The organism is Streptomyces sp. NBC_00096, from assembly GCF_045041305.1.
GTDB lineage: Bacteria > Actinomycetota > Actinomycetes > Streptomycetales > Streptomycetaceae > Streptomyces.
The window spans coordinates 3,527,428-3,552,189 of sequence record NZ_CP108221.1 but is presented as its reverse complement, the minus strand read 5'-3'; the positions used below and the strand labels follow the sequence as shown (position 1 = coordinate 3,552,189).

Below are 24,762 nucleotides of genomic sequence, written 5' to 3'. Positions count from 1 at the left end.
GTCAGGGAACCGGACGGGTTCGCCGGGGTCGCGTACCGCCGGGGCCTACGAGTACCTCGGGTGCGGCAGCGTCGACGGCGGGAGGCCGGTCAGCCGCGTTCGCTCCGTGTCCCGGGCGGCGTCGGCCAGGGACTGCGTGGACAGCGAGCGCAGCGCGGGCGTGTCCCGGTCCACGCGCAGCCGGGGGACGCCCTCGCGGGCCGCGAGGACGAAGCCCCAGTCCTGCGGCGGCGCGGTGGCGGCGGAGGCTCCGAGCGCCCGGTCGGGCCCGGCGGCGAAGCCCGAGAGGCGGCCGCCGGCGCTGTAGGGGGCGGTGCGCAGCCCGGCCGCGCGCAGGGTGGCCTCGACGGTCCAGTAGGCGCGGGGCCTGGTGGCGGGCGGTCCCGCGTGGACGGCGAGCCTCCCGCCGGGGCGCAGGGCCCGCGCCGCCAGCCCGTAGAACTCCTGCGAGTACAGCTTCGTGCTGGGGGTGATCCCGGGGTCGGGCAGATCGGAGACGATGACGTCGAAGCGGCCCTGCGCGGCGGGTCCGCGCAGCCAGCAGAAGGCGTCCTCGGTGACGACGCTCAGTCGCGGGTCCTCGTACGCCCCGGCGTTGAGCGCGGAGAGCATCGGGTCGGTGCGGGCCAGCCGCACGACTCCGGGGTCGAGCTCGACGACGGTCACGGAGGCGACGTCGTGGTAGCGCAGCACCTCGCGGGCGGCGAGGCCGTCACCCCCGCCGAGGACCAGCACGCGGGTGTGCGGGCCGGTCATCGCGGGGTGCACGAGGGCTTCGTGATAGCGGTACTCGTCGTAGCCGCTGACCCGCAGGCGGCCGTCGAGGAAGAGGTCGAGGGAGCGCGGGGAGCCGGTCGGGGGGCCGGTGAGGACCAGCTCCTGGACGCCGGTCTGGACGGCGACGCGGACCTCTCCGCCGTAGACGGCGCGCCGGGCCACGCGTTCGAAGTCGTCGGCCAGCACGGTGGCGCAGGCCAGGACGGCGAGGACGGTGACGTTGACGGCGACGAGCAGCCAGCGGGCGCGGGGGCTCAGGTCCCGGCGGAACAGCCACAGGACGAGGCCGCCGCCCGCGGTGACGTTGACGGTGCCGGTGAGCATGGCGCCGGTGAGCTGGCCGAGTACGGGCAGGAGCAGGAAGGGGAAGGCGAGGCCGCCGACGAGCGCGCCGACGTAGTCGGCGGCGAACAGGTCGGCGACGGCGCCGCCCGCGTCCTGTCTGCGGATCCGCTGGATCAGGACCATCAGGAGCGGGATCTCGGCGCCGATGAGGACGCCGATGGCGAAGGCGAACGCGACGAGCGCGGGCTGGGACTCCCCCAGCCAGGCGAAGCTGGCGTAGAGCGCCATGGCCGAGAGGCCGCCGAGGAGGGCCAGGGCGGCCTCCACGGCGGCGAAGCCGAAGGCGGGACGGGCCCGCAGGGCCTTGGCGAGCAGGGATCCGACGCCCATGGCGAAGACCATGACGGACAGCACGACCGACGCCTGGGTGACGGAGTCGCCGATGAGGTACGAGCCGAGGGCGAGCAGCTCCAGTTCGTATACGAGCCCGCAGGCGGCGCAGACGAACACGGTGGCCAGGACGAGGAGTCGGCCGGTCCGAGGCCGTACGGGCAGGGCGGCCGGGACGCGGGCCACACCGCGCGGCTCCGGAGCCGGGAGCACCCCGCGCGGGGCGGAACGGTCGATCATGAAGCGAACCGTACGTCACCGCCTGCTCGCACCCGGTCACCCACATGGGTGTAAGTGGCGCACTGGTTCGGGCAGTTGGCGTAACGGACGGGCAACTCCGCGACCCCGTGACCCCGCGCCCCCGGACGAGCACCGGCGACTGCGCGGCCCCGCGCCCCCGCGCCCGCGCCCCCTAGATGAGCACCGGCGATTGCGCGCCCGCGGCGGCCGCGGCGCCCGGCACCGCAGCGCCCGGCACCGCCGCCGCGGCGGATGCCGCACCCGCCGGCCCGCCCGTCGCGGACGTCCGTACGCCGACCCGGGTGCGGGTGGCCACGAGCTGCCCTTCCTGCGGGTACGCGTGCCAGGTCCGCCACCGGATCTGGCCCTCGTAGCGCTGCGCGAGCATGGCGGTGAAGGCGTACGGGCTGCCCGGGAAGGTGCCGGCGAGCCCGTTCGGGTGGTCCGCGACCAGCGCGAGCAGCTCCTGGGCCCGGCCCGCGAAGGAACCGCGCGAGAGGTTCTCGACCCGCGCGGCGAACTCGTACTCCCAGTCGCCGACGCGCTTGGCCACGCCGAGCGGAAGCGGGGTGCTGCTGGCGGGCATACAGGCGACGGTCTCCGAACAGAGCACGTCCCCTTCCTCCAAGAGTACCTGATGAGAGGCCCCGAGCAGGCGCAACTCAACTTTTGCGCCAGCCAGTTCGAGGTTCAGTACGGCCAGGGCGGGCAGCCGCTCCCGACCCAGGGCCCAGGCGAGATCGGCGGCACGCGTGTCGGTGTAGGTGGTCTGGAGGGTCGTGAGCATGAGTCGGCTCCGCAAACGCGCGAGGGAGATGGGCCGGGGCCCGCCAGCGGTAGTCAACGGGTGGGGGGACACCGGCACGGGTCCACAGGAAGTCCAGGGAGGTCCGAGGACTGGTCTACTCAACCGAGGGAATCATGAAAGGCACGGCACTCACAGCGTTTTTACCCAACTTGACGGGGTTTACATCCCCTCGGGGGCTACACAGTTCACGTGTTCAACAACATGCCGCCCGTACGCCGTAATGCGCGGCACCGGCGTCCGAACAAGAAGACGCCCGACGGAAGTTGTACCCGGCGGGCGTCTCACGCATTTCGGCGGAGGAAGCTTTCGGCTGTGGAAGCCACGGAAGCCGCCGAACCCACGGTTCCATGCTGCCCCGTGTCAGCTGGAACCGCATCCTCCACCGCCACAGGACGACGAGGAACCGCACGAGGACGAGGAGCCACAGGAGGAAGAGGACCCGCAGGAGGATCCGCCGCCGCCGTCACCACCCGTCCACCAGCTGGTGTTCCCGCTGCCGGACCCGCCCGAACCGCCGGACGCGTACCCGCTGCGGAACGCGCGGACCACCCCCACCGCCGCCATCACCAGTCCCACGCACACGACGAGCCCGATCAGGATCCAGAAAACGACCGTCATCTCGCCACCCCCTGTCCTCGACCGTCCGGATGCGGGAACCCCCGTGGCCCCGCGTACCGGGGGGATGCCCTCGGGCATCGCGGCCCAAAGCCCACTTGAGCAAGTCCAGAGCTTCCCCGCAGGATGGCGCCCATGACCGCTCCCGAACGCACCGACCGCCCCGCCCGCCCCTTCCTCAACCGCCGGCTGGCGGCCTTCGGCACCACGATCTTCGCGGAGATGTCCGCGCTGGCCACCGCCACCGGATCCATCAACCTCGGCCAGGGCTTCCCCGACACCGACGGTCCCGCCGAGATCGCCGAGGCCGCGGCGCGCGCGATCCGCGACGGCCGGGGCAACCAGTACCCGCCGGGCCCCGGCATCCCCGAACTGCGGACGGCGATCGCCGCCCACCAGCAGCGCTTCTACGGCCTGAGCCACGACCCGGACACCGAGGTCCTCGTCACCGCCGGGGCCACGGAGGCCATCGCGGCCTCGCTCCTCGCCCTGCTGGAGCCCGGTGACGAGGTCATCGCCCTGGAGCCGTTCTACGACTCCTACGCCGCCTGCATCGCGATGGCCGGCGCCGTCCGCGTGCCGCTGACCCTGCGCGCCCCCGATTTCCGCCTGGACGTGGACGCACTGCGGGCGGCGGTGACCCCGCGCACCCGGCTGCTGCTGCTGAACACCCCGCACAATCCGACGGGGACCGTCCTGACCCCCGCCGAACTGGCCGCGGTCGCGGAGCTGGCCGTCTCCCGCGACCTGCTGGTCATCACGGACGAGGTGTACGAGCACCTGGTCTTCGAGGGCGCCCACACCCCGCTGGCGAGCCTGCCGGGCATGCGCGAGCGCACGGTCACGATCTCCTCGGCCGGCAAGAGCTTCTCCTTCACCGGCTGGAAGGTCGGCTGGGTGACGGGGACCCCGGAGCTGGTGACGGCGGTCCGCTCGGCGAAGCAGTTCCTGACGTACGTGTCCTCGGGCCCGTTCCAGTACGCGATCGCCGAGGCCCTCGCCCTCCCCGACTCCTACTACGACGCCTTCCGCGCCGACCTGGCCGCCAAGCGCGACCTCCTCGCCGACGGCCTCGCGGCGGCCGGCTTCGAGGTCTTCCGCCCGCAGGGCACCTACTTCATCACCACCGACATCACCCCGCTCGGCGAGACGGACGGCCTCGCCTTCTGCCGGGCGCTGCCGGAGCGCTGCGGGGTGGTGGCCATCCCGAACCAGGTGTTCTACGACGACAAGGCGGCCGGCGCCACGCAGGTGCGCTGGGCCTTCTGCAAGCGCACCGACGTGCTGGAGGAGGCGGTGGAGCGGCTGCGGGGTCTCTGATCCGCGCCGCCCGCCCTCCACGCCCCGCGGGCCCGCTACGGAAGGTCGAAGTCGAACCAGATGTGGTGGGTGCCGTCCTCCGTGATGCGCAGGCCGCCGGAGCCCGTGATGCCCGCCAGGGCGGCCGTGCCGCTGCCCGGGACGATCGCGAAGTGTTCGGCGCCGCGGGCGGGGCCGCCGTCGGTGGCGGCGGAGTGGACGAAGTTGAAGGCGCCCTCGCGACCGGCCAGGGCCCCTTCGAAGGACTCCATGGCCACGTAGCTGCCGATGCCCGCCTCCTGGTCGAAGGCGGCCGTGAAGAGCGTGGCAGAGCGGCCCGTGAGGGTCTCGCCCTCGTAGTGTTTCTCCATCGTGGCGACTCCGACCGGGAGCCCGGTCTCCACCGGAGGCTCCGGGGTCAGCGCCGTGGGGTTGAAGCTGACGACCGTGAACGTGCCGGAAGCTTTCATCATCGGATGAGCGTACTCACGCGAGACCAGAAAGTCGGGACGCATGGCGACGGAGACGGTGTCGAACGGCGCAGCGCCCGGCCCACGCACCGCACGGCCCACGGACCGGCCGGACCGGCCGAGCCGCACGGGCCGGACGGGCCGGACGGGCCGGATCCCGGCGGCCCTCGTCGCCCTCGCGGTGTACGCGGCCGTGCGCGGGGCCGGGGTGCTGGTGGTCGCCGCGGTGGCCCGGTGGACCGGGCGCAGCCCCCTGGCGGTGCTCGGCGAGTCCTGGGACTCCGTCTGGTACCTGTGGATCGCCGAGCACGGCTACGGGCGGACCCAGATGTGGCCGGCGATAGACTCCGTCCAGAGCGACTCCGCCTTCTTCCCGCTCTACCCCGTCCTGATCCGCTGCGCCTCCGCCGTGCTGCCCGGCCCCCTGACCGCCGCCGCTCTGCTGGTGGCGTGGATCGCCTCGGGCGCGGCCGCCGTGGGCGTGTACCGGGTCGGGGCGCACCTGCGCGGGGCCCGCGCCGGTGTGCTGCTCGTCGCGCTGTGGGCCGCGCTGCCGCACGCCCTCATGCTGAACCTCGCCTACACCGAGCCCCTGCTGACGGCCTTCGCCGCCTGGGCCCTGTACGCCCTGCTCCGCGGCCGCTGGTGGTGGGCCGCGGGCCTGGCCGTGCTGGCGGGGCTGACCCGGCCCACAGGGATCGCGGTCGCCGCCGCCGTGACGGCGGCCGCCGCGTACGAGATCCTGCGGCGCCGGGGCCGCGCACCCGCGCGGGTGTGGGCCGCCGGGCTCGCCGCACCCGCGGGCTGGGCCTCGTACGTCCTGCTCGTCGGCGTGCACCGGGGGGATCCGCTGGGCGGCTACTTCGCCGTCCAGCGCGGCTGGGGCTCGCGCTTCGACTTCGGCGCCGGGATGCTGGGCTCCGTATGGCGCGTCTTGAGCGGCCACCTGGCGCTCGCCGCCACCGTGACGGTGGTGCTGCTGGTGGCCGCGCTCGTGCTCGCAGGCCTGCTGGCGGTGGACCGGACGGTCCCGCTGCCGCTGCTCGTGTACACCGGCGTGCTGATGCTGATGACCTACGGCGGCACGGGCTTCTTCGCATCGAAGCCGCGCTTCCTGCTGCCCGCGTTCCCGCTGCTGCTGCCGGCGGTGGCCGTCATGGCGAGAGCCCGGCCGCGCACCGCGGTCGTGGTGACCGGGGTGCTGGCCGGGCTCTCGTACGGATACGGGCCGTACCTGCTGCTCGTGTCCGGGACTGCGCCCTGAGGGGACGGGCCGGGACCTAGTTGGTCGCGGAGTCCCCGCCCTCGCCGTTCTCGCCGTCCTCGTCCTCATCGGCCGAGTCGACTTCCTTCTCCAGGCCGAACTGCTCGACGAGCCACTTGTCGAACTCGATCGACGCGCGGACCCAGCTGACCGTGGAGGACACGAAGTGCTCCAGGTTCACGCCGGTGCCGATCAGCATCTGCGCCTCGCCGATCAGGCGGACGGAGCCGTCGTCGTGCGTGTGGCTGTAGACCTTCGGCCACAGGGTGCGGCGGTTCCAGTCGTCGATCGACTCGAGGAGCTGCGGCTTCTCGTCGATCTTGTGCGGGCGGTCGTAGAAGGTCCGCACGGAGAAGACCTGCTGCTCGTCCTCGCCGCGGAACATGAAGTACGTGCGGAAGTCCTCCCACGGCGCCGCGAGGTCACCCTCGTCGTCGACGACGTACTTGAGCTCCATCTGCTCCAGGAGCTGCTTGACCAGGTCCTGGTCGGGGACGACGGGGCCCGCCGGTCCTGTGGCCTGCGGATCGGGCTGCTGCCCTCCGAAGTTCGGAATCGAGGCCGGGTCGATGCTCACCGTGTGACTTCCCTTCGTGCGGATGCGGCCATCCTCCCCCATCGCGCCCACCCCGTGTCCACCCCCGCAGCTACGATCCGCTCCGGGCGGACAGGAGTAGGCCCGCCATAAGGGGGATGGATGGCACTTCAAGGGAGTTTGCGCGTACCGGCGGTGTCGGCGGTGGCCGCCTCGCTGGTGATCGGCGGCGCCGCGATCTGGCTGGTGACGTCCCCGGACGACCGGGGCACCCCGGGGGAAGACCCCGGGAACGGTGCGGAGGTCTCCTGCGCCGAAGCCATGGAATTCGCCCGGGCGAGCCTGCCCGCGGGGGCCCGCCACGGGAAGTGCGAGCGGGCCGACCGGCCGGACACCACCATGACCGGGTCCTTCCGCATGGACCGGGACGGAGTGGGAGCGTGGCTGAGCGCCGCCTTCCCCGGGGCCCTGGAGCACGAGCTGGACGAACGTCCCGGGGTGTGTCCGAAGCCGGGGCCCGGCTACGACCCGGAGGGCGGGAACCGGTGCCTGGGCGTCGCCCACCCCGACCCCGTGCGCGGCCGCGCCCGGCAGGTGGAGATCAGCATCGAGCAGCAGGTGGACGACGTCCGCGTCCGGTTCGTCGCCTCCGGGGTGTGAGGGCCCCGGGGAAAGCTCCTCGGGACCCCGCACCACGGCCTTCGGCCCGCCTCAGAGCGCCTTGCCGACCAGCAGGTCCTCGCCCGCCAGGTCCACGCGGACGGTGTCGCCGTCCTTGACCTCGCCCGAGAGGATCTCCTTGGCCAGCCGGTCGCCGATCGCCGTCTGGATCAGGCGGCGCAGCGGCCGGGCACCGTACGCCGGGTCGTTGCCCTTGTCCGCCAGCCAGGCCAGGGCCTCGGGCGTGACGTCCAGGGTCAGGCGGCGCTCGGCCAGCCGCTTGGCGAGGCGGCCGATCTGGAGCTCGGCGATGTGGGCCAGCTCCTCCCGGGTGAGGGCGGAGAAGACCACCAGGTCGTCCAGGCGGTTGAGGAACTCCGGCTTGAAGGAGGCCCGGACCACGTCCAGGACCCTGGCCTTCTTGTCCTCGGCGGAGATGAGCGGGTCCACCAGGAACTGGCTGCCCAGGTTCGAGGTCAGGACCAGGATGGTGTTGCGGAAGTCCACGGTGCGGCCCTGGCCGTCGGTGAGGCGGCCGTCGTCGAGGACCTGGAGCAGGACGTCGAAGACCTCCGGGTGGGCCTTCTCCACCTCGTCCAGCAGCACCACGGAGTACGGGCGCCGGCGGACGGCCTCGGTGAGCTGGCCGCCCTCCTCGTAGCCCACGTACCCGGGCGGCGCGCCGACCAGGCGGGCCACGCTGTGCTTCTCGCCGTACTCCGACATGTCGATGCGGATCATGGCCCGCTCGTCGTCGAAGAGGAAGTCGGCGAGGGCCTTGGCCAGCTCCGTCTTGCCCACGCCCGTCGGGCCGAGGAAGAGGAACGAGCCGGTCGGCCGGTCCGGGTCGGCGATGCCCGCACGGGTGCGGCGTACGGCGTCGGAGACGGCGCGCACGGCCTCGCCCTGGCCGATCAGGCGCCGGCCCAGCTCGTCCTCCATGCGCAGCAGCTTCTGGGTCTCGCCCTCCAGCAGGCGGCCCGCCGGGATGCCCGTCCAGGCGCCCACCACGTCCGCGATGTCGTCGGGGCCGACCTCGTCCTTGACCATCGTGTCCCTGGAGACCTCGGCCTCGGCCTCGGTGGCCTCCGCCAGCTCGCGCTCCAGGGCCGGGATCTCCCCGTAGAGCAGCTGGGAGGCGGTGTCGAAGTCCCCGTCGCGCTGGGCGCGCTCGGCCTGGCCGCGCAGGTCGTCCAGCCGCTCCTTGAGCTCGCCGACCCGGTTGAGGGACTGCTTCTCCTTCTCCCAGCGGGCGGTCAGGCCCCGCAGGTCCTCCTCCTTGTCCGCGAGGTCCTTGCGGATCTTGTCCAGGCGTTCGCGCGAGGCCGCGTCGGACTCGTTGTTCAGGGCCAGCTCCTCCATCCGCAGCCGGTCGACCGAGCGCTGGAGCTCGTCGATCTCCAGCGGGGAGGAGTCGATCTCCATCCGGAGCCGGGACATGGACTCGTCGACGAGGTCGATGGCCTTGTCCGGGAGGAAGCGGGAGGTGATGTAGCGGTCGGAGAGGGTCGCCGCGGCCACCAGCGCGCTGTCGTTGATGACCACCTTGTGGTGCGCCTCGTAGCGGCCCTTGAGCCCGCGCAGGATGGCGATGGTGTCCTCGACGGACGGCTCCGCCACCAGCACCTGCTGGAAGCGCCGCTCCAGCGCCGGGTCCTTCTCGATCCGCTCGCGGTACTCGTCGAGGGTGGTCGCGCCGACCATCCGCAGCTCACCGCGGGCCAGCATGGGCTTGAGCATGTTGCCCGCGTCCATGGAGGAGTCCCCGCCGGCGCCCGCGCCGACGACCGTGTGCAGCTCGTCGATGAAGGTGATGATCTGGCCGTCGCTGGACTTGATCTCCGCGAGGACGGTCTTGAGCCGCTCCTCGAACTCGCCGCGGTACTTGGCCCCGGCCACCATCGCGCCGAGGTCGAGGGAGACGAGCCGCTTGTTCTTCAGGGACTCGGGGACGTCACCCTTGACGATGCGCTGGGCCAGGCCCTCGACGACGGCGGTCTTGCCGACGCCGGGCTCGCCGATGAGCACCGGGTTGTTCTTCGTGCGGCGCGAGAGGACCTGGACGACGCGCCGGATCTCCTGGTCGCGGCCGATGACCGGGTCGAGCTTGCCCTCGCGGGCCGCCGCCGTGAAGTCGGTGCCGAACTTCTCCAGGGCCTTGTACTGGCCCTCGGGGTCGGGGGAGGTCACCCGCCGCCCTCCTCTTGCGTTCTCGAAGGCGGCGAGCAGCTTGGCCGCCGTCGCGCCCTGTGCGGAAAGGACCTCGCCGGCCGCGCCGCCCTTGGCGGCGAGCGCGATGAGCAGGTGTTCGGTGGAGAGGTACTCGTCGCCGAGCTTCCCGGCCCGCGCGTCGGCCTCCGCCAGTACGGCGAGCAGCTCGCGCGTGGCCTGCGGCGGCGCGACCGTGGAGCCCGTGACGCTGGGCAGGGCGGCGAGCAGCCGCTCCGCGCCCGCCCGTACGACGGCCTGGTCGGCGCCGGTGGCGGCCAGCAGATCGGTGACGTTCTCGTTGTCCTCGCCGGCGAGCAGTGCCAGCAGCAGGTGCGCGGGCGTCAGGTCCGCGTGACCGTCCTTGACGGCCCTGCTGGTGGCCGCGTTCAACGCGTCCCGGCTCCTGTTGGTCAGCTCGGCATCCACGGGCGGTTTCTCCCTTCCGTACGACTGGCACGACTGGCACGACTCATGTGCTTTACACGAACAACCTGCACAAAGTTGAGTCTATTCCACTCAAGGTGGAGGGACGTACCCTTCGCGCATGTCTCATGACGTACTCAACCCGACGCCCGAGTACCTCGCCTTCTGGCGGGAGCGGCACGTCTGCACGCTGACCACACCGCGCCCGGACGGCACCCCGCACCTGGTGCCGGTGGGCGTGACGTACGACCCGGAGGCCGGGCTGGCGCGGGTGATCAGCAACAAGCACAGCAAGAAGATCCGCAACGTCCTGGCGGCACAGGCGCAGGCACAGGCGCAGGCACAGGCGCAGGCACAGGCGGAGGCGGAGGCACAGACACAGGCCGGCCCGCAGCGAGGGGCCCGGGTGGCGGTGTGCCAGATGGAGGGGCGGCGCTGGGCGACCCTCGAGGGCCGCGCGGTGATCCGTACGGACGAGGCCTCGGTCGCGGAGGCGGTACGGCGCTACGCGGAGCGGTACGGGCGGACGCCCTCGCCGAACCCGGACCGGGTGGTCATGGAGATCACCCTGGACCGCGCCATGGGCCGGGCATAGGCGGCGGTATCCGCTTCAACCTTGTCCGGTTCAACCACTGGACACGGACATCACAGCGACGCCATCGTGGTCAGGTCCACGATGGCGTCGCTGTGTGGGGGTAGCGCCTGAGCGATCTTCGACGACAGGGGAATCGCTTCAGGCACTGCGGGGGGTGGCGGCGGATTCGGGCTCGAAAAGTTGGTGGTCACGCTGGTCCAGGTTGACGAAGACCATGCCGTACCGGATTTCGCAGCGGACGGGCTGCGGCGCGCCCCGGGGTCGGCGCAGACAGCGGTACGCGCGGACGTCCTCGTCCTCTTCCCGCACCACGATGATCGGCTGGCCGAACAGGGTGACCTTCAGTGAGTCACCGGCGTAAGGAATGGCGCTGGTGAGATCGATGAACTGCCAGCCCGAGCGGTATGCCGATGCCATTTCACGGCGGAAGCCGTGGTCGTCGGGGGTCATCAGGAGACCTGCGCGGGGATGGTGTCCCACCCGATGTCAATCTTGCCCGACGGTGCCGAAGTCGGACTCGCCCCCGGCGCGGCTTGAGCGCTCCCCGTATCCCCAGTGGCGGCGCTGATTGCCCCAAAGACCGCAACGACGGAGAAAACAACGGCAAGCGCCGAGCGAAGCATTCTCTTATACATGGTCGGCTTCGTCCTCACTTGATGGAATCCTCTCCCCCGCGTGTCAGACGATGGCTCATTCAGGCACGTCAGTGCCACAGGGACGATGCATCATGTTCTTACATGTTCAGGACCCTGGGGGGTGGAGATTTGCCCAACAACGACATAAACCCGACACATCCCCACCCGGTCACCAGCATGTGCGCCGAGGGGACACGGCTGTACGCGGCGGCGCTGAGCACCGGCCGCGTGGCCCGCAGCGAGGTCGGTAACGTCCCCTGCCTGCTCGAATTCGGCCTCTTGCGGTCTGATCCGGATGACGCGAACCAACTCCGCGCGGTTCCCCCCTCCGTCGCACTGGCACAACGGCTCCACCCGCTCGAGCAGGAGATCCAGGACCGCCGCCGCAGCGCCGTGGACCTCACCGATGCATTCGAGCCGTTCCTGGCCATCAGCGCCCGGAGTCCATCGAACACCCACGCCATCACCGCGCTCGAAGGCCTGGAGCAGATCAACGCCGCGCTCGACCTGGCCACCGCCGAGTGCCACACCGAGGTGCTGACGATCCAGCCCGGCGGGGGCCGCTCCCCCTTCGTCCTGTCCCAGTCCCTGGAGCGCGGCACCAATGTGATCGACCGCGGGGTCAGCATCCGCACGTTGTACCAGCACACCGCGCGGCACAGCCAGAGCATGCTCGCCTATGCAGACCGTATCTCCACGGGAAAGGTCGAGATCCGCACGCTCGAAGAACTGATCGAGCGCCTCATCATCTTCGACCGTACCGTGGCCTTCATCCCGGCCCGCGACGACCGGCGTGTCGCGCTGGAGCTGCGCCACCCCGGAGTCGTGGCCTACCTCATCAAGGTGTTCGAACAACTGTGGCGGCGCGCGGTGCCCTTGGGCGACGAGGTGACCTACGAGCACACGCCGGCGGGCATCTCCGGCGTGCAGCGCTCCATCGCCCAGCTCCTCATCGAGGGCCACGTGGACGAGGCCATCGCGCGCCGGCTCGGCATGAACGTACGGACCTGCCGCGCGCACATCGCCAAGCTCGCCTCCGCCCTGGGCAGCGGCAGCCGGGCGCAACTGGGCTTCCTCATCGCCCAGTCGGGAATCCTGGAGGATTCGGATACCTGAACACGGGCGCCGGGCAGGCCCCTGGCGGCCCCCTGGGGCCCGCCGGACCCCGCCCGGTCCCGTCGGGCCGCCCCCGGTGCGGGCGCGCCCCTCAGGGCGTACCGCGCGGGCCTGCGGCCGGTCCGCGGCCGAACGCGAAGGGCCCCACCCGGCGGTGAACCGGGTGGGGCCCTTCGTGTCACGTCCCGTCCTGCGGGTCGCGCTCAGTCCAACGGCCGCTTGGGCGCCGGGCGCCAGACGACCAGGGCACTGCCCGGCTGCGGCTGCTGGTACGGGACCAGGTCGCGCCGGTACGAGGCGTGCACCTGGGCCTCGCGCTGCTGGAGGACGGCGGCAGCGCCGTCGACCGCCGTGGAGAGCTCGGCCACGCGCTGCTGGAGCGCGGCGACCTGGTTCTCCAGTTCGATGATCCGCTTGATGCCGGCCAGGTTGATGCCCTCGTCCTGGGACAGCGCCTGCACCGTGCGGAGCAGTTCGATGTCGCGGGCCGAGTAGCGCCGGCCACGGCCGGCCGTACGGCCCGGGGAGACCAGGCCGAGGCGGTCGTACTGCCGGAGGGTCTGCGGATGCAGGCCCGAGAGCTGGGCGGCCACCGAGATCACGTAGACCGGGGTCTCGTCCGTGAGCTGGTAGTGGCTCCTACGGCGGCCGTCCATGTCATGCTCCCTTCGCGGACTCGAACAGCGCGGAGCGCGGATCCTCGGACTCCATCGCCTCGCGGTACAGCTCCAGGGCCTCACGGGCCTTGTCGTTCAGCTCGGTCGGGACCGCGACCTCCACCGTCACCAGCAGGTCGCCGCGGGTGCCGTCCTTGCGGACCGCCCCCTTGCCACGGGCCCGCATCGTGCGGCCGCCCGGAGTGCCCGGCGGCAGCTTCAGCGTCACCGAGGGGCCGTTCAGGGTCGGGACCTTGATGTCGGCTCCCAGCGCCGCCTCCGCGAACGTCACCGGAACGGTCACCGTGAGGTTGTCGTCCTTGCGGCCGAAGACCGGGTGCGCGTCCACGTGCACGACCACGTACAGGTCACCGGCCGGGCCGCCGCGTTCGCCCGGAGCACCCTTGCCGCGCAGCCGGATCCGCTGGGAGTCGGAGACCCCCGCCGGGATCCGGACCTGCATGGTCCGGGAGCTGCGGGCCCGCCCGCTGCCCTTGCAGATGTCACAGGGGGTCTCGGCGATCAGGCCGCGGCCCTTGCAGTCCGCGCAGGGATCGGTCAGCGAGAAGCCGCCGCCGCTGCCGCGCGAGACCTGGCCGGTGCCGACGCAGGTCGGGCACACGCGGGGCGTGCCGTTCTTGTCGCCGGTGCCCGAGCAGGCCTTGCAGGGCGCCTGCGAGGACATCCGGAGCGGGACCGTGGCCCCGTCCACCGCCTCCGTGAAAGAGAGGGTGACCTCCGATTCGATGTCCTGGCCGCGGCGCGGCTGGGTACGGGTCCCCGCACCCGGGCCGGCGCCGCCGCGGTTGAACAGACCGCCGAACACGTCGCCCAGACCGCCGCCGAAGCCGCCGCCCGCACCGCCCGTGCCACCGGTCTGCTGACCGCCGAAGAGGTCACCGAGGTCGAAGTTGAACGAGCCGCCGCCCCCGCCCGGACCGGGGCGGAAGCCTCCGTTGCCGAACAGGGCGCGGGCCTCGTCGTACTCCTTGCGCTTCTTGGAGTCGCCGAGGATGTCGTTCGCCTCGGAGATCTCCTTGAAGCGCTCCTCGGCCGAGGCGTCGCCCTTGTTGGCGTCCGGGTGGAACTCGCGGGCGAGCTTCCGGTACGCCTTCTTGATCTCGGCCTCGGTGGCGTCCTTCGGGACACCGAGGACCTTGTAGTAGTCCTTCTCGACGAAGTCCTTCGTGCTCATCCCCGGTGTCCCTCCTCTCGTACTTCCGGTACTTCTCGTCCTGCTGGTGCTACCCGTCGTGCAAAGTGCGCTGCAGCGTCAGCCCTTGTCGGGGGCATCCGCGTCCTTGGCCGACGGGTCCGACGGGTCCGACGGGGACGCTGTCTCCGCCGCCTCGGACTTCGGCGCCGTGCCCGGCTGGGGCTCGGCCACCGCGACCCGCGCGGGACGGATCGTACGCTCGCCGATCCGGTACCCCGGCTGCAGGATCGCCACGCAGGTGTCCTCGGTGACGTCCGGCGCGTACGAGTGCATCAGGGCCTCGTGGATCGTCGGGTCGAAGGGCTCGCCCTCCTTGCCGAACTGCTGCAGGCCCATCTTGGCCGCGGCGGTCTCCAGCGATTCGGCCACCGACTTGAAGCCGCCGACCAGCTCGCCGTGTTCCCGCGCCCGGCCGATGTCGTCCAGGGTCGGGAGGAGCTCCGTCAGGAGGGACGCGACCGCGATCTCCTTGACGGCGATCCGGTCCCGCTCCACCCGGCGGCGGTAGTTCTGGTACTCGGCCTGGAGCCGCTGGAGGTCCCCGGTGCGCTCGCCGAGCGCGGTACGGGCCTGGTCCAGCTGGGCCAGGAGAGCTGCACCGCTGTCCGGGGCGGACTGAGCGGACCGTGCTGCTGCGGAGTCCCCGGCCGGGGCCGCGGCCTCCTCCTTGGAGGAAGCTGCGGCCTTCGGCTCGGCGGCGTCGTCAGGCGTGCCGTCGGCGGGGACTTCGGGCTTCTCCTCGAAGCCCGGGGTCTCCTCCGACATCAGGCAGCGCCGCCCTTCGGCTTCTCGTCGTCGACGATCTCGGCGTCGACGACGTCGTCATCGGCCTTGGCCTGCTCGGCGCCCTCGGCGCCCGCGGCGCCCTGAGCGGCCTGGGCGTCGGCGTAGATCGCCTGGCCGAGCTTCTGGCTGACCGCGGCGAGCTTCTCGGTCGCGGTGCGGATCTCGGCGGTGTCCTCGCCCTTGAGCTTTTCCTTCAGCTCGGTGACGGAGGCCTCGACCTCGGCCTTGACGTCGGCCGGGACCTTGTCCTCGTTGTCCTTGACGAACTTCTCCGTCTGGTAGACGAGCTGCTCGCCCTGGTTGCGGGACTCGGCGGCCTCGCGGCGCTGCTGGTCCTCCTCCGCGTACTGCTCGGCCTCCTCGCGCATGCGGTTGACCTCGTCCTTGCCGAGCGAAGAGCCGCCGGTGACGGTCATCTTCTGCTCCTTGCCCGTGCCGAGGTCCTTGGCCGTGACGTGCATGATGCCGTTCGCGTCGATGTCGAAGGAGACCTCGATCTGCGGGACGCCACGCGGGGCCGGCGGCAGGCCGGTCAGCTCGAACATGCCGAGCTTCTTGTTGTACGCCGCGATCTCGCGCTCGCCCTGGTAGACCTGGATCTGCACCGACGGCTGGTTGTCCTCGGCCGTCGTGAAGATCTCGGACCGCTTGGTCGGGATCGTGGTGTTGCGCTCGATGAGCTTGGTCATGATGCCGCCCTTGGTTTCGATACCCAGGGACAGCGGGGTCACGTCGAGGAGCAGGACGTCCTTGACCTCACCCTTGAGAACGCCCGCCTGGAGGGTCGCGCCGATGGCGACGACCTCGTCCGGGTTGACGCCCTTGTTGGCGTCCTGACCGCCGGTGAGCTCCTTGACGAGCTCGGCGACGGCCGGCATGCGGGTGGAGCCGCCGACCAGGACCACGTGGTCGATCTCGGACAGGTTGATGCCCGCGTCCTTGATGACGTTGTGGAACGGGGTCTTGCAGCGGTCGAGCAGGTCCGCGGTCAGCTGCTGGAACTGCGAGCGCGTGAGCTTCTCGTCCAGGTGCAGCGGGCCCTCGGCGGAGGCCGTGATGTAGGGCAGGTTGATCGAGGTCTCCGTGGAGGAGGACAGCTCGATCTTCGCCTTCTCGGCGGCCTCGCGCAGACGCTGGAGCGCCATCTTGTCCTTGGACAGGTCGACGCCGTGGCCGTTCTGGAACTGCTTCACCAGGTAGTCGACGACGCGCTGGTCCCAGTCGTCGCCACCGAGGTGGTTGTCACCGTTGGTGGCCTTGACCTCGACGACGCCGTCGCCGATCTCGAGGAGCGACACGTCGAAGGTGCCGCCACCGAGGTCGAAGACGAGAATGGTCTGGTCGTCCTTGTCGAGGCCGTAGGCCAGGGCGGCGGCGGTCGGCTCGTTGACGATACGCAGGACGTTCAGGCCCGCGATCTCGCCGGCCTCCTTCGTCGCCTGGCGCTCGGAGTCGTTGAAGTAGGCCGGGACGGTGATGACCGCGTCCGTGACCTTCTCGCCCAGGTACGCCTCGGCGTCGCGCTTCAGCTTCTGCAGGATGAAGGCGCTCATCTGCTGCGGGTTGAAGTCCTTGCCATCCAGGTTGATCTTCCAGTCAGTGCCCATGTGGCGCTTGACGGAGCGGATGGTCCGGTCCACGTTCGTGACCGCCTGGCGCTTGGCCACCTCGCCGACGAGGACCTCGCCGTTCTTGGCGAAGGCGACGACGGACGGCGTGGTCCTGGCGCCCTCGGCGTTGGTGATGACGGTGGGCTCGCCGCCTTCCAGAACGCTGACGACGGAGTTAGTGGTGCCCAGGTCGATGCCGACCGCACGTGCCATTTTGATTCCTCCAGCTGACTTGAGTGGAACAGACTCAAGAATGCAGGATCGTTGCCCTCGCGTCAACAGAGGTGAGTCGAGGGGACTCAACCTTTAGGCTCCCCTTACGCGCAACCAGGGGGAGAAGGCCCGGCCCCGCCGGCGCCCGGGGCGCCGGGTCCGGGGCGGAGCCCCGGCAACGGCGCCGCAGCCGAACGGGGCACCACGGCCGCGCGGCAACCCGGGACCACCGGAGGCGTACGGCACCGTGCTGACATGCCTCTGCTGCTACGCCTCCCCGCCCGGCCAGGGCTACGGCCGGCCAGGCCATCGGCCAAGCGGGTGCTCGACCTCCTCGGGGCGGTGGCCCTGCTGACCCTGCTCGGCACGCCCCTCCTGCTGGCGTCCGGACTGCTGTACGCGACCCAGGGCCCCCGGGTCCTCGTCAGCGAACCGGCGGCGGGCCTGGGCGGACGGCCCTACCGGGCATGGCGCTTCCGCGTCGGCAAGGGCCGGGCCGGGGCCGCGCTGGAACGGTCCGCGCTGGCCGGGCTGCCCCAGCTGCTCAACGTGGTGCGCGGCGAGATGTCGCTGGTCGGGCCGCGCCCGGAGCCCCGTACGGACCGGCCCGAGCGGCTCCTCGTACGGCCCGGGATGACCGGGCTGTGGCAGGTGAGCGCACGTTCGGACCTGCCGTGGGAGGAGATGGACCTGCTGGACCGGCACTATGTGGAGAACCACTGGCTGGGGATGGACCTGGCGATCCTCGCGCAGACCCCGCGGGCGGCCTGGCGGCACGGCCGGCCCTGAGGCGGCTCCGCTGCAGGCCCGGGGCGGGCGCCGGGCGGGCGCGGGGCAGGGGCGAGCGACGCAGATCACCGCCCGCTCGGCTACATTGCGGCGTCGGGACTGGGTAACCTCAAGCCTTGACTGGATAAGTTACCGCTTAGTAAGTGCCGCCCGAGGAGCCCTCCCATGCAACTCGCCGCGATCATCGTGTCGCTGGTCCTGACCGTGGTCGGCGTCGCGCTGCTCGCCCGAGCCGTGGCGCAGATCTACCGCTTCGTGAAGCTCGGACAGCCCGTACCGGCCGGCAGCCGTACGGACGATCCGAAGTCCCGAACGCTCACCCTGGTCCGGGAGTTCCTCGGCCACAGCCGGATGAACCGCTGGGGCCTCGTCGGCTTCGCGCACTGGTTCGTCGCGATCGGCTTCCTGACGCTGCCGCCGACGCTGGTGCAGGCGTACGGGCAGCTCTTCCAGGCCGACTGGACGCTCCCGATCGTCGGCGAGTTCCTGCCGTTCGAGATGTACACCGAGTTCATCGGCCTGATGACCGTGCTCGGCATCCTCGTACTGATCACGATCCGTCTGCTGTCGCTGCCCTCGCGGGCCGGCCGCAAGTCGCGGTTCACCGGCTCGAAGGCCTGGCAGGCGTACTTCGTCGAGTACATCATCCTGACGATCGGCCTCGCGATCCTCGCGCTGCGCGGCCTCGAGGGCGCGATCCACCACGTCGACTCCTACGAGCCGGCGTACTTCGTCTCGTATCCGCTGGTGCTCGCGTTCAAGGGGCTCTCGCTCGGCGCGCTGCAGAACGCCATCTACTTCACCGGCATGATCAAGATCGGCACCTCGCTGATCTGGATGATCGTGGTCTCGCTGAACACCAACATGGGTGTGGCCTGGCACCGCTTCCTCGGCTTCCCGAACATCTGGTTCAAGCGGAACGCCGACGGCGCGACGGCGCTCGGCGCCCTCCAGCCCATGACCTCGGGCGGCAAGGTCATCGACTTCGAGGACCCGGGCGAGGACGACGTCTTCGGCGTCTCGCAGGTCGAGCAGTTCTCGTGGAAGGGCATCCTCGACTTCTCCACGTGCACGGAGTGCGGCCGCTGCCAGTCGCAGTGCCCGGCCTGGAACACGGGCAAGCCCCTCTCCCCCAAGCTCCTGATCATGTCGCTGCGCGACCACGCGCACGCCAAGGCCCCGTACCTGCTCGCGGGCGGCGGCAAGGACATGGAGGGCAACGAGAAGGCGACCGCCGAGCAGCTGGCGAACGTCCCGGCGGCGGCCCTGGCCGAGGCCGAGCGCCCCCTCATCGGCACCGCCGAGGAGAACGGCGTCATCGACCCGGACGTGCTGTGGTCCTGCACCACCTGCGGCGCGTGCGTCGAGCAGTGCCCGGTGGACATCGAGCACATCGACCACATCGTCGACATGCGGCGCTACCAGGTGATGATCGAGAGCGCGTTCCCGTCGGAGGCGGGCACGATGCTCAAGAACCTGGAGAAGAAGGGCAACCCCTGGGGCCTCGCGAAGAAGCAGCGCGTCGAGTGGACCAAGGAGGTGGACTTCGAGGTCCCGATCATCGGCAAGGACGCGGAGGACCTCTCCGAGTTCGACTACCTGTACTGGGTCGGCTGCGCGGGCGCCCTCGAGGACCGGGCGAAGAAGACCACGAAGGCCTTCGCGGAGCTGCTGAACATCGCGGGCGTCAAGTTCGCGATCATGGGCGGCGACGAGAAGTGCACGGGTGACTCGCCGCGCCGCCTGGGCAACGAGCCGCTGTTCCAGCAGCTGGCCCAGGAGAACGTGGCCATGCTGAACATGGCCTTCGGCGAGGACGACGACGAGTCGACGAAGAAGCCGAAGTCGGCGAAGCGGATCGTCTCCACCTGCCCGCACTGCTTCAACACGATCGCGAACGAGTACCCGCAGCTGGGCGGCGAGTACGAGGTCATCCACCACACGCAGCTGCTCCAGCACCTGATCGACGAGGGCCGGCTGCTGCCGGTGACGCCGGTCGACGGGCTGATCACGTACCACGACCCGTGCTACCTGGGCCGGCACAACAAGGTCTACACGCCGCCGCGCGAGATCATGTCGGCCGTGCCGGGCCTGCGCCAGCAGGAGATGCACCGCCACAAGGAGCGGGGCTTCTGCTGCGGCGCCGGTGGCGCGCGGATGTGGATGGAGGAGCGGATCGGCAAGCGCATCAACAACGAGCGCGTCGACGAGGCCCTGTCCCTGAACCCGGACATCGTCTCCACCGCGTGCCCCTTCTGCCTCGTCATGCTCACCGACTCGGTGAACGGCAAGAAGAACGAGGGCCAGGCGCAGGAACACGTCACGGTGGTCGACGTGGCGCAGCTGCTGCTGGAGTCGGTGAAGACGCCGGAGCCGGAGCCCGAGCCGGAGCCCGAGCCGGAGCCTGTGGTTGTGGCGGAGCCGGAGCCGGTGGTTGAGGCGGAGCCCGCGCCGGTGGTTGAGGCGGAGCCGGAGCCGGTGGCCGAGGCGGAGCCCGCGCTCAAGGCTGCTGCGGAGCCGGTGGCCGAGGCTGCCGCCGCGGAGCCGGTGGTTGTGACGGAGCCGGTGGCGGTCGCGGCCGCCTCGGAGCCGGAGCCGGAGGCTGCCGCCGAGGACCCGGCGGCGGCGGACGAGCCGGAGTCCCCGGCCGAAGCCCCGCCGGCGGCCGAGGCCGCTGAGGCGCCCGCGCCGAAGGCGGACACGGACGCCGAGGCGAAGTAGCCCGCGCGACAGGAACGCCGGAACGGCCCGTCCCCTCCAGGGGGCGGGCCGTTCCGCTGTACGGGGTGCGGGGCGGAGCCCCGGATCAGGACCGGTCGCTCCGGCTGCGACGAAGCATCGCGAACCCGAGCCCGGCGGCGCCCGCCGCGGCCATGCCACCACCGGCGGCCAACAACAACGGGGCCTGCCCGTCCGCACCGGCCTGCGCCGACACCGTCGCCATGCCCTCCGCGCCGGCCTTCACGCCGCCCTTCGGCACGACCCGCTCGCCCGTCTTCACCACGGGCTTCGCGTCGTCCTTCTTGGCGTCCTTCTGCACGTCCTTCTTCGCGTCCTTCTTCACGTCCTCGGACACCTCGTACTTCTCGATCAGCTTGCCGCTGCCGAAGTCGTACACCCAGCTGTTCCCGCCGCTCCGGCCGTCGATGACGACGAACTTCACGCGCTTCCCGTCCTGGACCAGCTTGTAGGTCCAGCCGTCGTTCACCGCGCTCGGGTGCTTCAGGTCGATCGTCCCGAGGAGGTTCCCGTTCGGCATGGAGATCTCGGCGCGCTTGCCGTTCGGGCCGTCGATCAGCCGCGCGTTGCGCCCGTCGGGCATGGCGACCTGCACGGAGTTCTCCCGCTTCTCCACCGGCTTCGGCTTCTCGACCGGCTTGGTCGCGCCCTCGACCCACGAGGTGACGGTGCCGTTCGGCTGGAGGACGACGTGCAGGCCGTTGTGCTGGCCCTGCGCCGCTTCGCCGCCCTTGCTGACCAGGGTGCCCAGCTTGACGTCGCCCGAGAAGATGTCGGCCTCGAAGTGGGAGTCGCCGAACTGGTAGACCTTGGCGACCGACCCGTCCGCCAGCTTCACAGACGTGACGTAGGCCCGGACCGGCGGCGTCACGGGCGGGGTGGTCGGCGGAGTCGTCGGCGGGACACTCGGGTCCACCTGCGGGTCCACGGACGGCTGCTCAACGGACGGCTGCTCCGCACCGGGCACCACACCGGGCGCGGGCACCGCCGGGGAGTCCGCGAAGGCGGACCCGACCGGGAGGGCCAGGACGGCGGCCGCCCCGGCGACGGCGGCGGCGGTACGGAGGGTGGTGCGGCGGCGGGGGCTGCGCATGACAGGGGCTCTTCTCGTGCTCGTTCGTGCTCGTTCGTGCTGGTTCGCACTGCGTGGCGGCTACGTCTACGAAGCTACGGGCCCGCTATGTCCGTATTCCGTAGGGGATGTAACAAGGATCAGCAGACTGCCCCGCAGCCACGTAACCCACCCCGAGAAGGCCCTCCAGGTACCCCCTAGGGGATGTCACAGCTCAGCCGCAAAGGGGGCTTCTTCCCGCCGCCCGGCCATGGGGCCGCTCCGGAGCGGGTACTTTCGATCACGTGGCTGGATTCAGGATCGGACGCGGCCGGGACAACAACCGCACCCCGCAACAACCCCCGCGGCAGCAGCCGTACGGTCAGCAGCAGGCGCCCCAGGCGCCCGCACCGTACGGCCAGCAGCCCTACGCCCCCCAGCAGTGGCCGCAGCAGGCCGCCCCGGGGGGCCACGGCGAGCCCGAATACTTCGACCCGCACGGCGGCAACGCCGGGCAGGGTCAGGGGTACGGATACGGCCCCGGCGGCCCCGGCGGCCCCGGACAGGGGAACGGCCACCCGGGCGACTCCCCGGGCTACACCCAGGCCTTCTCCATCGGCGAGGACCCGTACGCCTACACCCAGGGCGGGACCTACCAGGCGGGCGCGGCCCAGGCCGCCGGCCCCACGGGTCCGCGGCTGCCGTGGAAGGAACTGCTCCGCGGCATCGTGACGCGCCCGGGGCCGACGTTCCTGCAGATGCGCGACTACCCCGTCTGGGGTCCCGCGCTGATCGTGACCTTCCTCTACGGCCTGCTCGCGGTCTTCGGCCTCGACGACACCCGCCAGGACGTCATCAGCGCGACCCTCAGCAAGGCCGTCCCGATAGTGCTCTCGGCGGGCGTGGCCTTCGTGCTCTGCGGGCTCATCCTCGGCGCCGTCACCCACACCCTGGCCCGCCAGCTGGGCGGCGACGGCGCGTGGCAGCCGACGGTGGGTCTGTCGATGCTGGTCATGAGCCTCACGGACGTACCGCGGCTGCTGTTCGCGATGTTCCTGGGCGGCGACAACATGCTGGTCCAGATCCTGGGCTGGGCCACCTGGGTGGTGGCAGGGGCGCTCTTCACCTCGCTGGTGGCCAAATCGCACGACCTGCCGTGGCCGAAGGCCCTGGGCGCGTCGGCGATCCAGCTGGTGGCCCTGCTGTCGATCATCAAGCTGGGCACGATCTGACGCCCGCGCCGCACACCCCGCACGCACGAAGAGGGCCCGCCGCACGCATTCGCGTACGGCGGGCCCTCTGTGCGTCCACGCTCCACCAGGTCAGGCGTCGAGGACCTGGCCCTCACGCTTCACCACGGGCGGTTCGACCGACCAGGGGAAGTTGATCCACTCGTCGGTCTTCTTCCACACGTACTCGCACTTCACGAGCGAGTGGGACTTCTCGTAGATGACGGCCGACCGCACCTCGGCGACGTGCCCGAGGCAGAAGTCGTGCACCAGCTTGAGCGTCTTGCCCGTATCGGCGACGTCGTCGGCGATCAGCACCTTCTTGGCGGTGAAGTCGATCGCCTCGGGCACGGGCGCCAGCATGACCGGCATCTCCAGGGTGGTCCCCACCCCGGTGTAGAACTCCACGTTCACCAGGTGGATGTTCTTGCAGTCCAGGGCGTACGCCAGCCCGCCGGCGACGAACACCCCGCCGCGGGCGATGCTCAGGATGATGTCGGGCTCGTAGCCGTCGTCGGCGATGGTCTGCGCCAGCTCGCGCACGGCCCGGCCGAATCCCGCGTAGTCGAGGTTCTCGCGCACTGCGTCACTCATGCCTCGTGCCTCACCTGGGTGCGGTGGAAGTTCTGGAAGGACCGCGAGGCCGTCGGGCCGCGCTGGCCCTGGTACCGCGATCCGTACCGCTCGCTCCCGTAGGGGAACTCCGCGGGCGAGCTGAGCCGGAACAGACACAGCTGTCCGATCTTCATACCCGGCCAGAGCTTGATCGGCAGCGTGGCGAGGTTCGACAGCTCGAGGGTCACGTGCCCGGAGAACCCGGGGTCGATGAAACCGGCGGTCGAATGCGTCACCAGACCGAGGCGGCCCAGGCTGGACTTCCCCTCCAGTCTGGAGGCGATGTCGTCGGGCAGCGAGATGACCTCGTACGTGGAGGCGAGCACGAACTCACCCGGGTGGAGGATGAACGCCTCGTCCCCGTCCGGCTCGACCATCCGGGTCAGATCGGACTGCTCGGTGGCGGGGTCGATGTGCGCGTAGCGGTGATTCTCGAAGACCCGGAAGAACCGGTCGAGACGCACATCGATGCTGGAGGGCTGCACCATCGACTCGTCGAAGGGGTCGATGCGAACCCGTCCGCTGTCGATCTCGGCCCGGATGTCTTTGTCAGAGAGAAGCACGTCCCGAGGATACGCAGAGCGCGCGGACCGCCCCAATCGAGGCAGACGCCCGCGCGCCGACAACACCTGCGACGAAGGTGACGACCGCTCCGCGGTCCCCACCGGCCTCGCCGCGCACTGCTCGCCCTGCCTACCGCTTCGCCGCGGCCCCCACGGGCACGGCATGCCGCAGCCGCGCGCACCGCGGACACCGCAGCAGCCGGCCCGGCCCGATCCGACCGGCACCGAGGTGCTGCAGCGGGAACGAAGCGGTGCTGAACACGTGCCCTTCGGCACAACGGACGACGGTGTGCTCCATCGAGTCCCTTTCCCCAACCAGCCGTACTGCGATGAATCGCCACATTAGGGGATGAACAAGACCCACTCCAGCCGCCACTCCAGCCGCCACCACGCAGGCACACGCTACGCCCCAACTCCCGCCCCCACGACCGCCCATGTACCCCACACGCAACACGACCCCCGGGGCGAATTCACCGGGGGTCGATCATGGGGTAGGGTGAGAAACGATAGGGCTCCAGGCGACTGGACCACTACGCGGATGTAGTTTAATGGTAGAACATGAGCTTCCCAAGCTTATAGCGCGGGTTCGATTCCCGTCATCCGCTCTTCTACGAAGCCCCAGGTCAGCGACCTGGGGCTTCGTCGTTGTCTAGACCTCTGCGACCCCTCCGTGCCCTCCGCGTGCCCCAACTCGCAGAAATGCCCTGCTCGGAGGGCCTTCCGCGCACCACCCGCACCACTCGGACGCGGAATCGCCTCGGATCGCGGGACGCATTTCATGTGACCCGCGCCACATGAGCGCTCGGATTCACCTGTTCGCAACCCTGAAGGCAGCCCTCAACCACACCGCCCGCACGGCGAAGTTGGCGACGGCGCAGCGCTCCCTCCGCCCCTCCAAATGCCCCCGAAGGCACTCCCCGTCGAAGCGCCGGCGGGCCCGCCCCGATTCGGCAGATGATCACGAGTGGTGAC

At 70.8% G+C, this 24,762-nt stretch carries 21 protein-coding genes and 1 tRNA gene; 9 read left to right on the top strand and 13 right to left on the bottom strand.

Annotated features, from left to right (window positions below):
* Positions 1 to 45 precede the first annotated feature (45 nt).
* Together OG904_RS15620 and OG904_RS15615 are read right to left on the bottom strand one after the other, a co-directional pair.
* On the bottom strand, positions 46 to 1,692 hold the full coding sequence (locus OG904_RS15620) for a polyamine aminopropyltransferase (protein WP_405491319.1): 1,647 nt from the start codon (positions 1,690 to 1,692) through the stop codon (positions 46 to 48).
* Positions 1,693 to 1,864: 172 nt separating this feature from the next.
* Positions 1,865 to 2,479 carry a DUF2617 family protein gene (locus tag OG904_RS15615; protein ID WP_405491317.1) on the bottom strand — a complete coding sequence of 205 codons (615 nt, stop codon included), beginning with the start codon at positions 2,477 to 2,479 and terminating at the stop codon, positions 1,865 to 1,867.
* Between the two features lie 762 nt (positions 2,480 to 3,241).
* Here OG904_RS15615 and OG904_RS15610 point away from each other — a divergent pair.
* On the top strand, positions 3,242 to 4,435 hold the full coding sequence (locus OG904_RS15610; RefSeq protein WP_405491315.1) for a pyridoxal phosphate-dependent aminotransferase: 1,194 nt from the start codon (positions 3,242 to 3,244) through the stop codon (positions 4,433 to 4,435).
* Between the two features lie 35 nt (positions 4,436 to 4,470).
* Here the strand turns inward: OG904_RS15610 and OG904_RS15605 are convergent, their stop codons facing one another.
* Entirely contained in the window at positions 4,471 to 4,884 is a 414-nt protein-coding gene (locus OG904_RS15605) for a DUF3224 domain-containing protein (protein ID WP_405498035.1), read from the bottom strand.
* Positions 4,885 to 4,927: 43 nt separating this feature from the next.
* Here OG904_RS15605 and OG904_RS15600 point away from each other — a divergent pair, with 43 nt between their 5' ends.
* Positions 4,928 to 6,148 (top strand): mannosyltransferase family protein, encoded by a 1,221-nt coding sequence (locus OG904_RS15600; protein WP_405491313.1) that lies wholly within the window; start codon positions 4,928 to 4,930, stop codon positions 6,146 to 6,148.
* Positions 6,149 to 6,164: 16 nt separating this feature from the next.
* Here the strand turns inward: OG904_RS15600 and OG904_RS15595 are convergent, their stop codons facing one another.
* A complete protein-coding gene (locus tag OG904_RS15595; protein WP_405491311.1) occupies positions 6,165 to 6,725 on the bottom strand; it encodes a YbjN domain-containing protein in 561 nt (186 codons plus the stop codon).
* A 120-nt stretch (positions 6,726 to 6,845) separates the two neighbouring features.
* Between OG904_RS15595 and OG904_RS15590 the strand changes: the two genes are divergently transcribed.
* Positions 6,846 to 7,343, top strand: coding sequence for a hypothetical protein (locus OG904_RS15590; protein WP_405491309.1), 498 nt, complete (start codon positions 6,846 to 6,848; stop codon positions 7,341 to 7,343).
* A 51-nt stretch (positions 7,344 to 7,394) separates the two neighbouring features.
* On the opposite strand, the gene clpB is transcribed toward OG904_RS15590, so the two are convergent.
* On the bottom strand, positions 7,395 to 9,980 hold the full coding sequence (gene clpB, locus OG904_RS15585; RefSeq protein ID WP_405491307.1) for an ATP-dependent chaperone ClpB: 2,586 nt from the start codon (positions 9,978 to 9,980) through the stop codon (positions 7,395 to 7,397).
* A gap of 118 nt (positions 9,981 to 10,098) precedes the next feature.
* Here clpB and OG904_RS15580 point away from each other — a divergent pair, with 118 nt between their 5' ends.
* Positions 10,099 to 10,572 (top strand): pyridoxamine 5'-phosphate oxidase family protein, encoded by a 474-nt coding sequence (locus OG904_RS15580; RefSeq protein WP_405491305.1) that lies wholly within the window; start codon positions 10,099 to 10,101, stop codon positions 10,570 to 10,572.
* 138 nt (positions 10,573 to 10,710) lie between these two features.
* Here the strand turns inward: OG904_RS15580 and OG904_RS15575 are convergent, their stop codons facing one another.
* A complete protein-coding gene (locus OG904_RS15575; RefSeq protein WP_266906367.1) occupies positions 10,711 to 11,022 on the bottom strand; it encodes a (2Fe-2S)-binding protein in 312 nt (103 codons plus the stop codon).
* Positions 11,023 to 11,309: 287 nt separating this feature from the next.
* Here OG904_RS15575 and OG904_RS15570 point away from each other — a divergent pair, with 287 nt between their 5' ends.
* Entirely contained in the window at positions 11,310 to 12,323 is a 1,014-nt protein-coding gene (locus OG904_RS15570) for a helix-turn-helix transcriptional regulator (RefSeq protein WP_405491303.1), read from the top strand.
* A gap of 203 nt (positions 12,324 to 12,526) precedes the next feature.
* Here OG904_RS15570 and OG904_RS15565 read toward each other — a convergent pair whose 3' ends face one another.
* The 4 genes from OG904_RS15565 to dnaK all read right to left on the bottom strand — a co-directional run bounded on the left by OG904_RS15565 (position 12,527) and on the right by dnaK (position 16,804).
* Positions 12,527 to 12,979: a heat shock protein transcriptional repressor HspR gene (locus OG904_RS15565; RefSeq protein WP_405491301.1), complete on the bottom strand. Its 453-nt coding sequence runs from the start codon at positions 12,977 to 12,979 to the stop codon at positions 12,527 to 12,529.
* Between the two features lies 1 nt (position 12,980).
* On the bottom strand, positions 12,981 to 14,174 hold the full coding sequence (gene dnaJ / locus OG904_RS15560) for a molecular chaperone DnaJ (RefSeq protein WP_405491299.1): 1,194 nt from the start codon (positions 14,172 to 14,174) through the stop codon (positions 12,981 to 12,983).
* A gap of 78 nt (positions 14,175 to 14,252) precedes the next feature.
* The gene (gene grpE / locus OG904_RS15555; RefSeq protein WP_405491297.1) at positions 14,253 to 14,960 is read right to left on the bottom strand and encodes a nucleotide exchange factor GrpE; all 708 of its coding nucleotides are present in this window, start codon (positions 14,958 to 14,960) and stop codon (positions 14,253 to 14,255) included.
* On the bottom strand, positions 14,960 to 16,804 hold the full coding sequence (gene dnaK, locus OG904_RS15550) for a molecular chaperone DnaK (protein WP_405491295.1): 1,845 nt from the start codon (positions 16,802 to 16,804) through the stop codon (positions 14,960 to 14,962). Before dnaK ends, grpE begins: the two co-directional genes overlap by 1 nt.
* Before the next feature lie 255 nt (positions 16,805 to 17,059).
* Here dnaK and OG904_RS15545 point away from each other — a divergent pair, with 255 nt between their 5' ends.
* On the top strand, positions 17,060 to 17,593 hold the full coding sequence (locus tag OG904_RS15545; protein WP_405491293.1) for a sugar transferase: 534 nt from the start codon (positions 17,060 to 17,062) through the stop codon (positions 17,591 to 17,593).
* Between the two features lie 165 nt (positions 17,594 to 17,758).
* Positions 17,759 to 20,314, top strand: coding sequence for a (Fe-S)-binding protein (locus OG904_RS15540; protein WP_405491291.1), 2,556 nt, complete (start codon positions 17,759 to 17,761; stop codon positions 20,312 to 20,314).
* 85 nt (positions 20,315 to 20,399) lie between these two features.
* On the opposite strand, the gene OG904_RS15535 is transcribed toward OG904_RS15540, so the two are convergent.
* On the bottom strand, positions 20,400 to 21,425 hold the full coding sequence (locus OG904_RS15535) for a hypothetical protein (RefSeq protein WP_405491289.1): 1,026 nt from the start codon (positions 21,423 to 21,425) through the stop codon (positions 20,400 to 20,402).
* 263 nt (positions 21,426 to 21,688) lie between these two features.
* Between OG904_RS15535 and OG904_RS15530 the strand changes: the two genes are divergently transcribed.
* Positions 21,689 to 22,615 carry a Yip1 family protein gene (locus OG904_RS15530; protein WP_405491287.1) on the top strand — a complete coding sequence of 309 codons (927 nt, stop codon included), beginning with the start codon at positions 21,689 to 21,691 and terminating at the stop codon, positions 22,613 to 22,615.
* Between the two features lie 90 nt (positions 22,616 to 22,705).
* On the opposite strand, the gene OG904_RS15525 is transcribed toward OG904_RS15530, so the two are convergent.
* Together OG904_RS15525 and dcd are read right to left on the bottom strand one after the other, a co-directional pair.
* Positions 22,706 to 23,206 carry a phosphoribosyltransferase gene (locus tag OG904_RS15525; RefSeq protein ID WP_405491285.1) on the bottom strand — a complete coding sequence of 167 codons (501 nt, stop codon included), beginning with the start codon at positions 23,204 to 23,206 and terminating at the stop codon, positions 22,706 to 22,708.
* Complete coding sequence (gene dcd, locus OG904_RS15520) at positions 23,203 to 23,790, bottom strand: dCTP deaminase (protein WP_053675430.1); 588 nt, start codon at positions 23,788 to 23,790, stop codon at positions 23,203 to 23,205. Before dcd ends, OG904_RS15525 begins: the two co-directional genes overlap by 4 nt.
* Before the next feature lie 534 nt (positions 23,791 to 24,324).
* Here dcd and OG904_RS15515 point away from each other — a divergent pair.
* Positions 24,325 to 24,395, top strand: a tRNA-Gly gene (locus OG904_RS15515).
* Positions 24,396 to 24,762 lie beyond the last annotated feature (367 nt).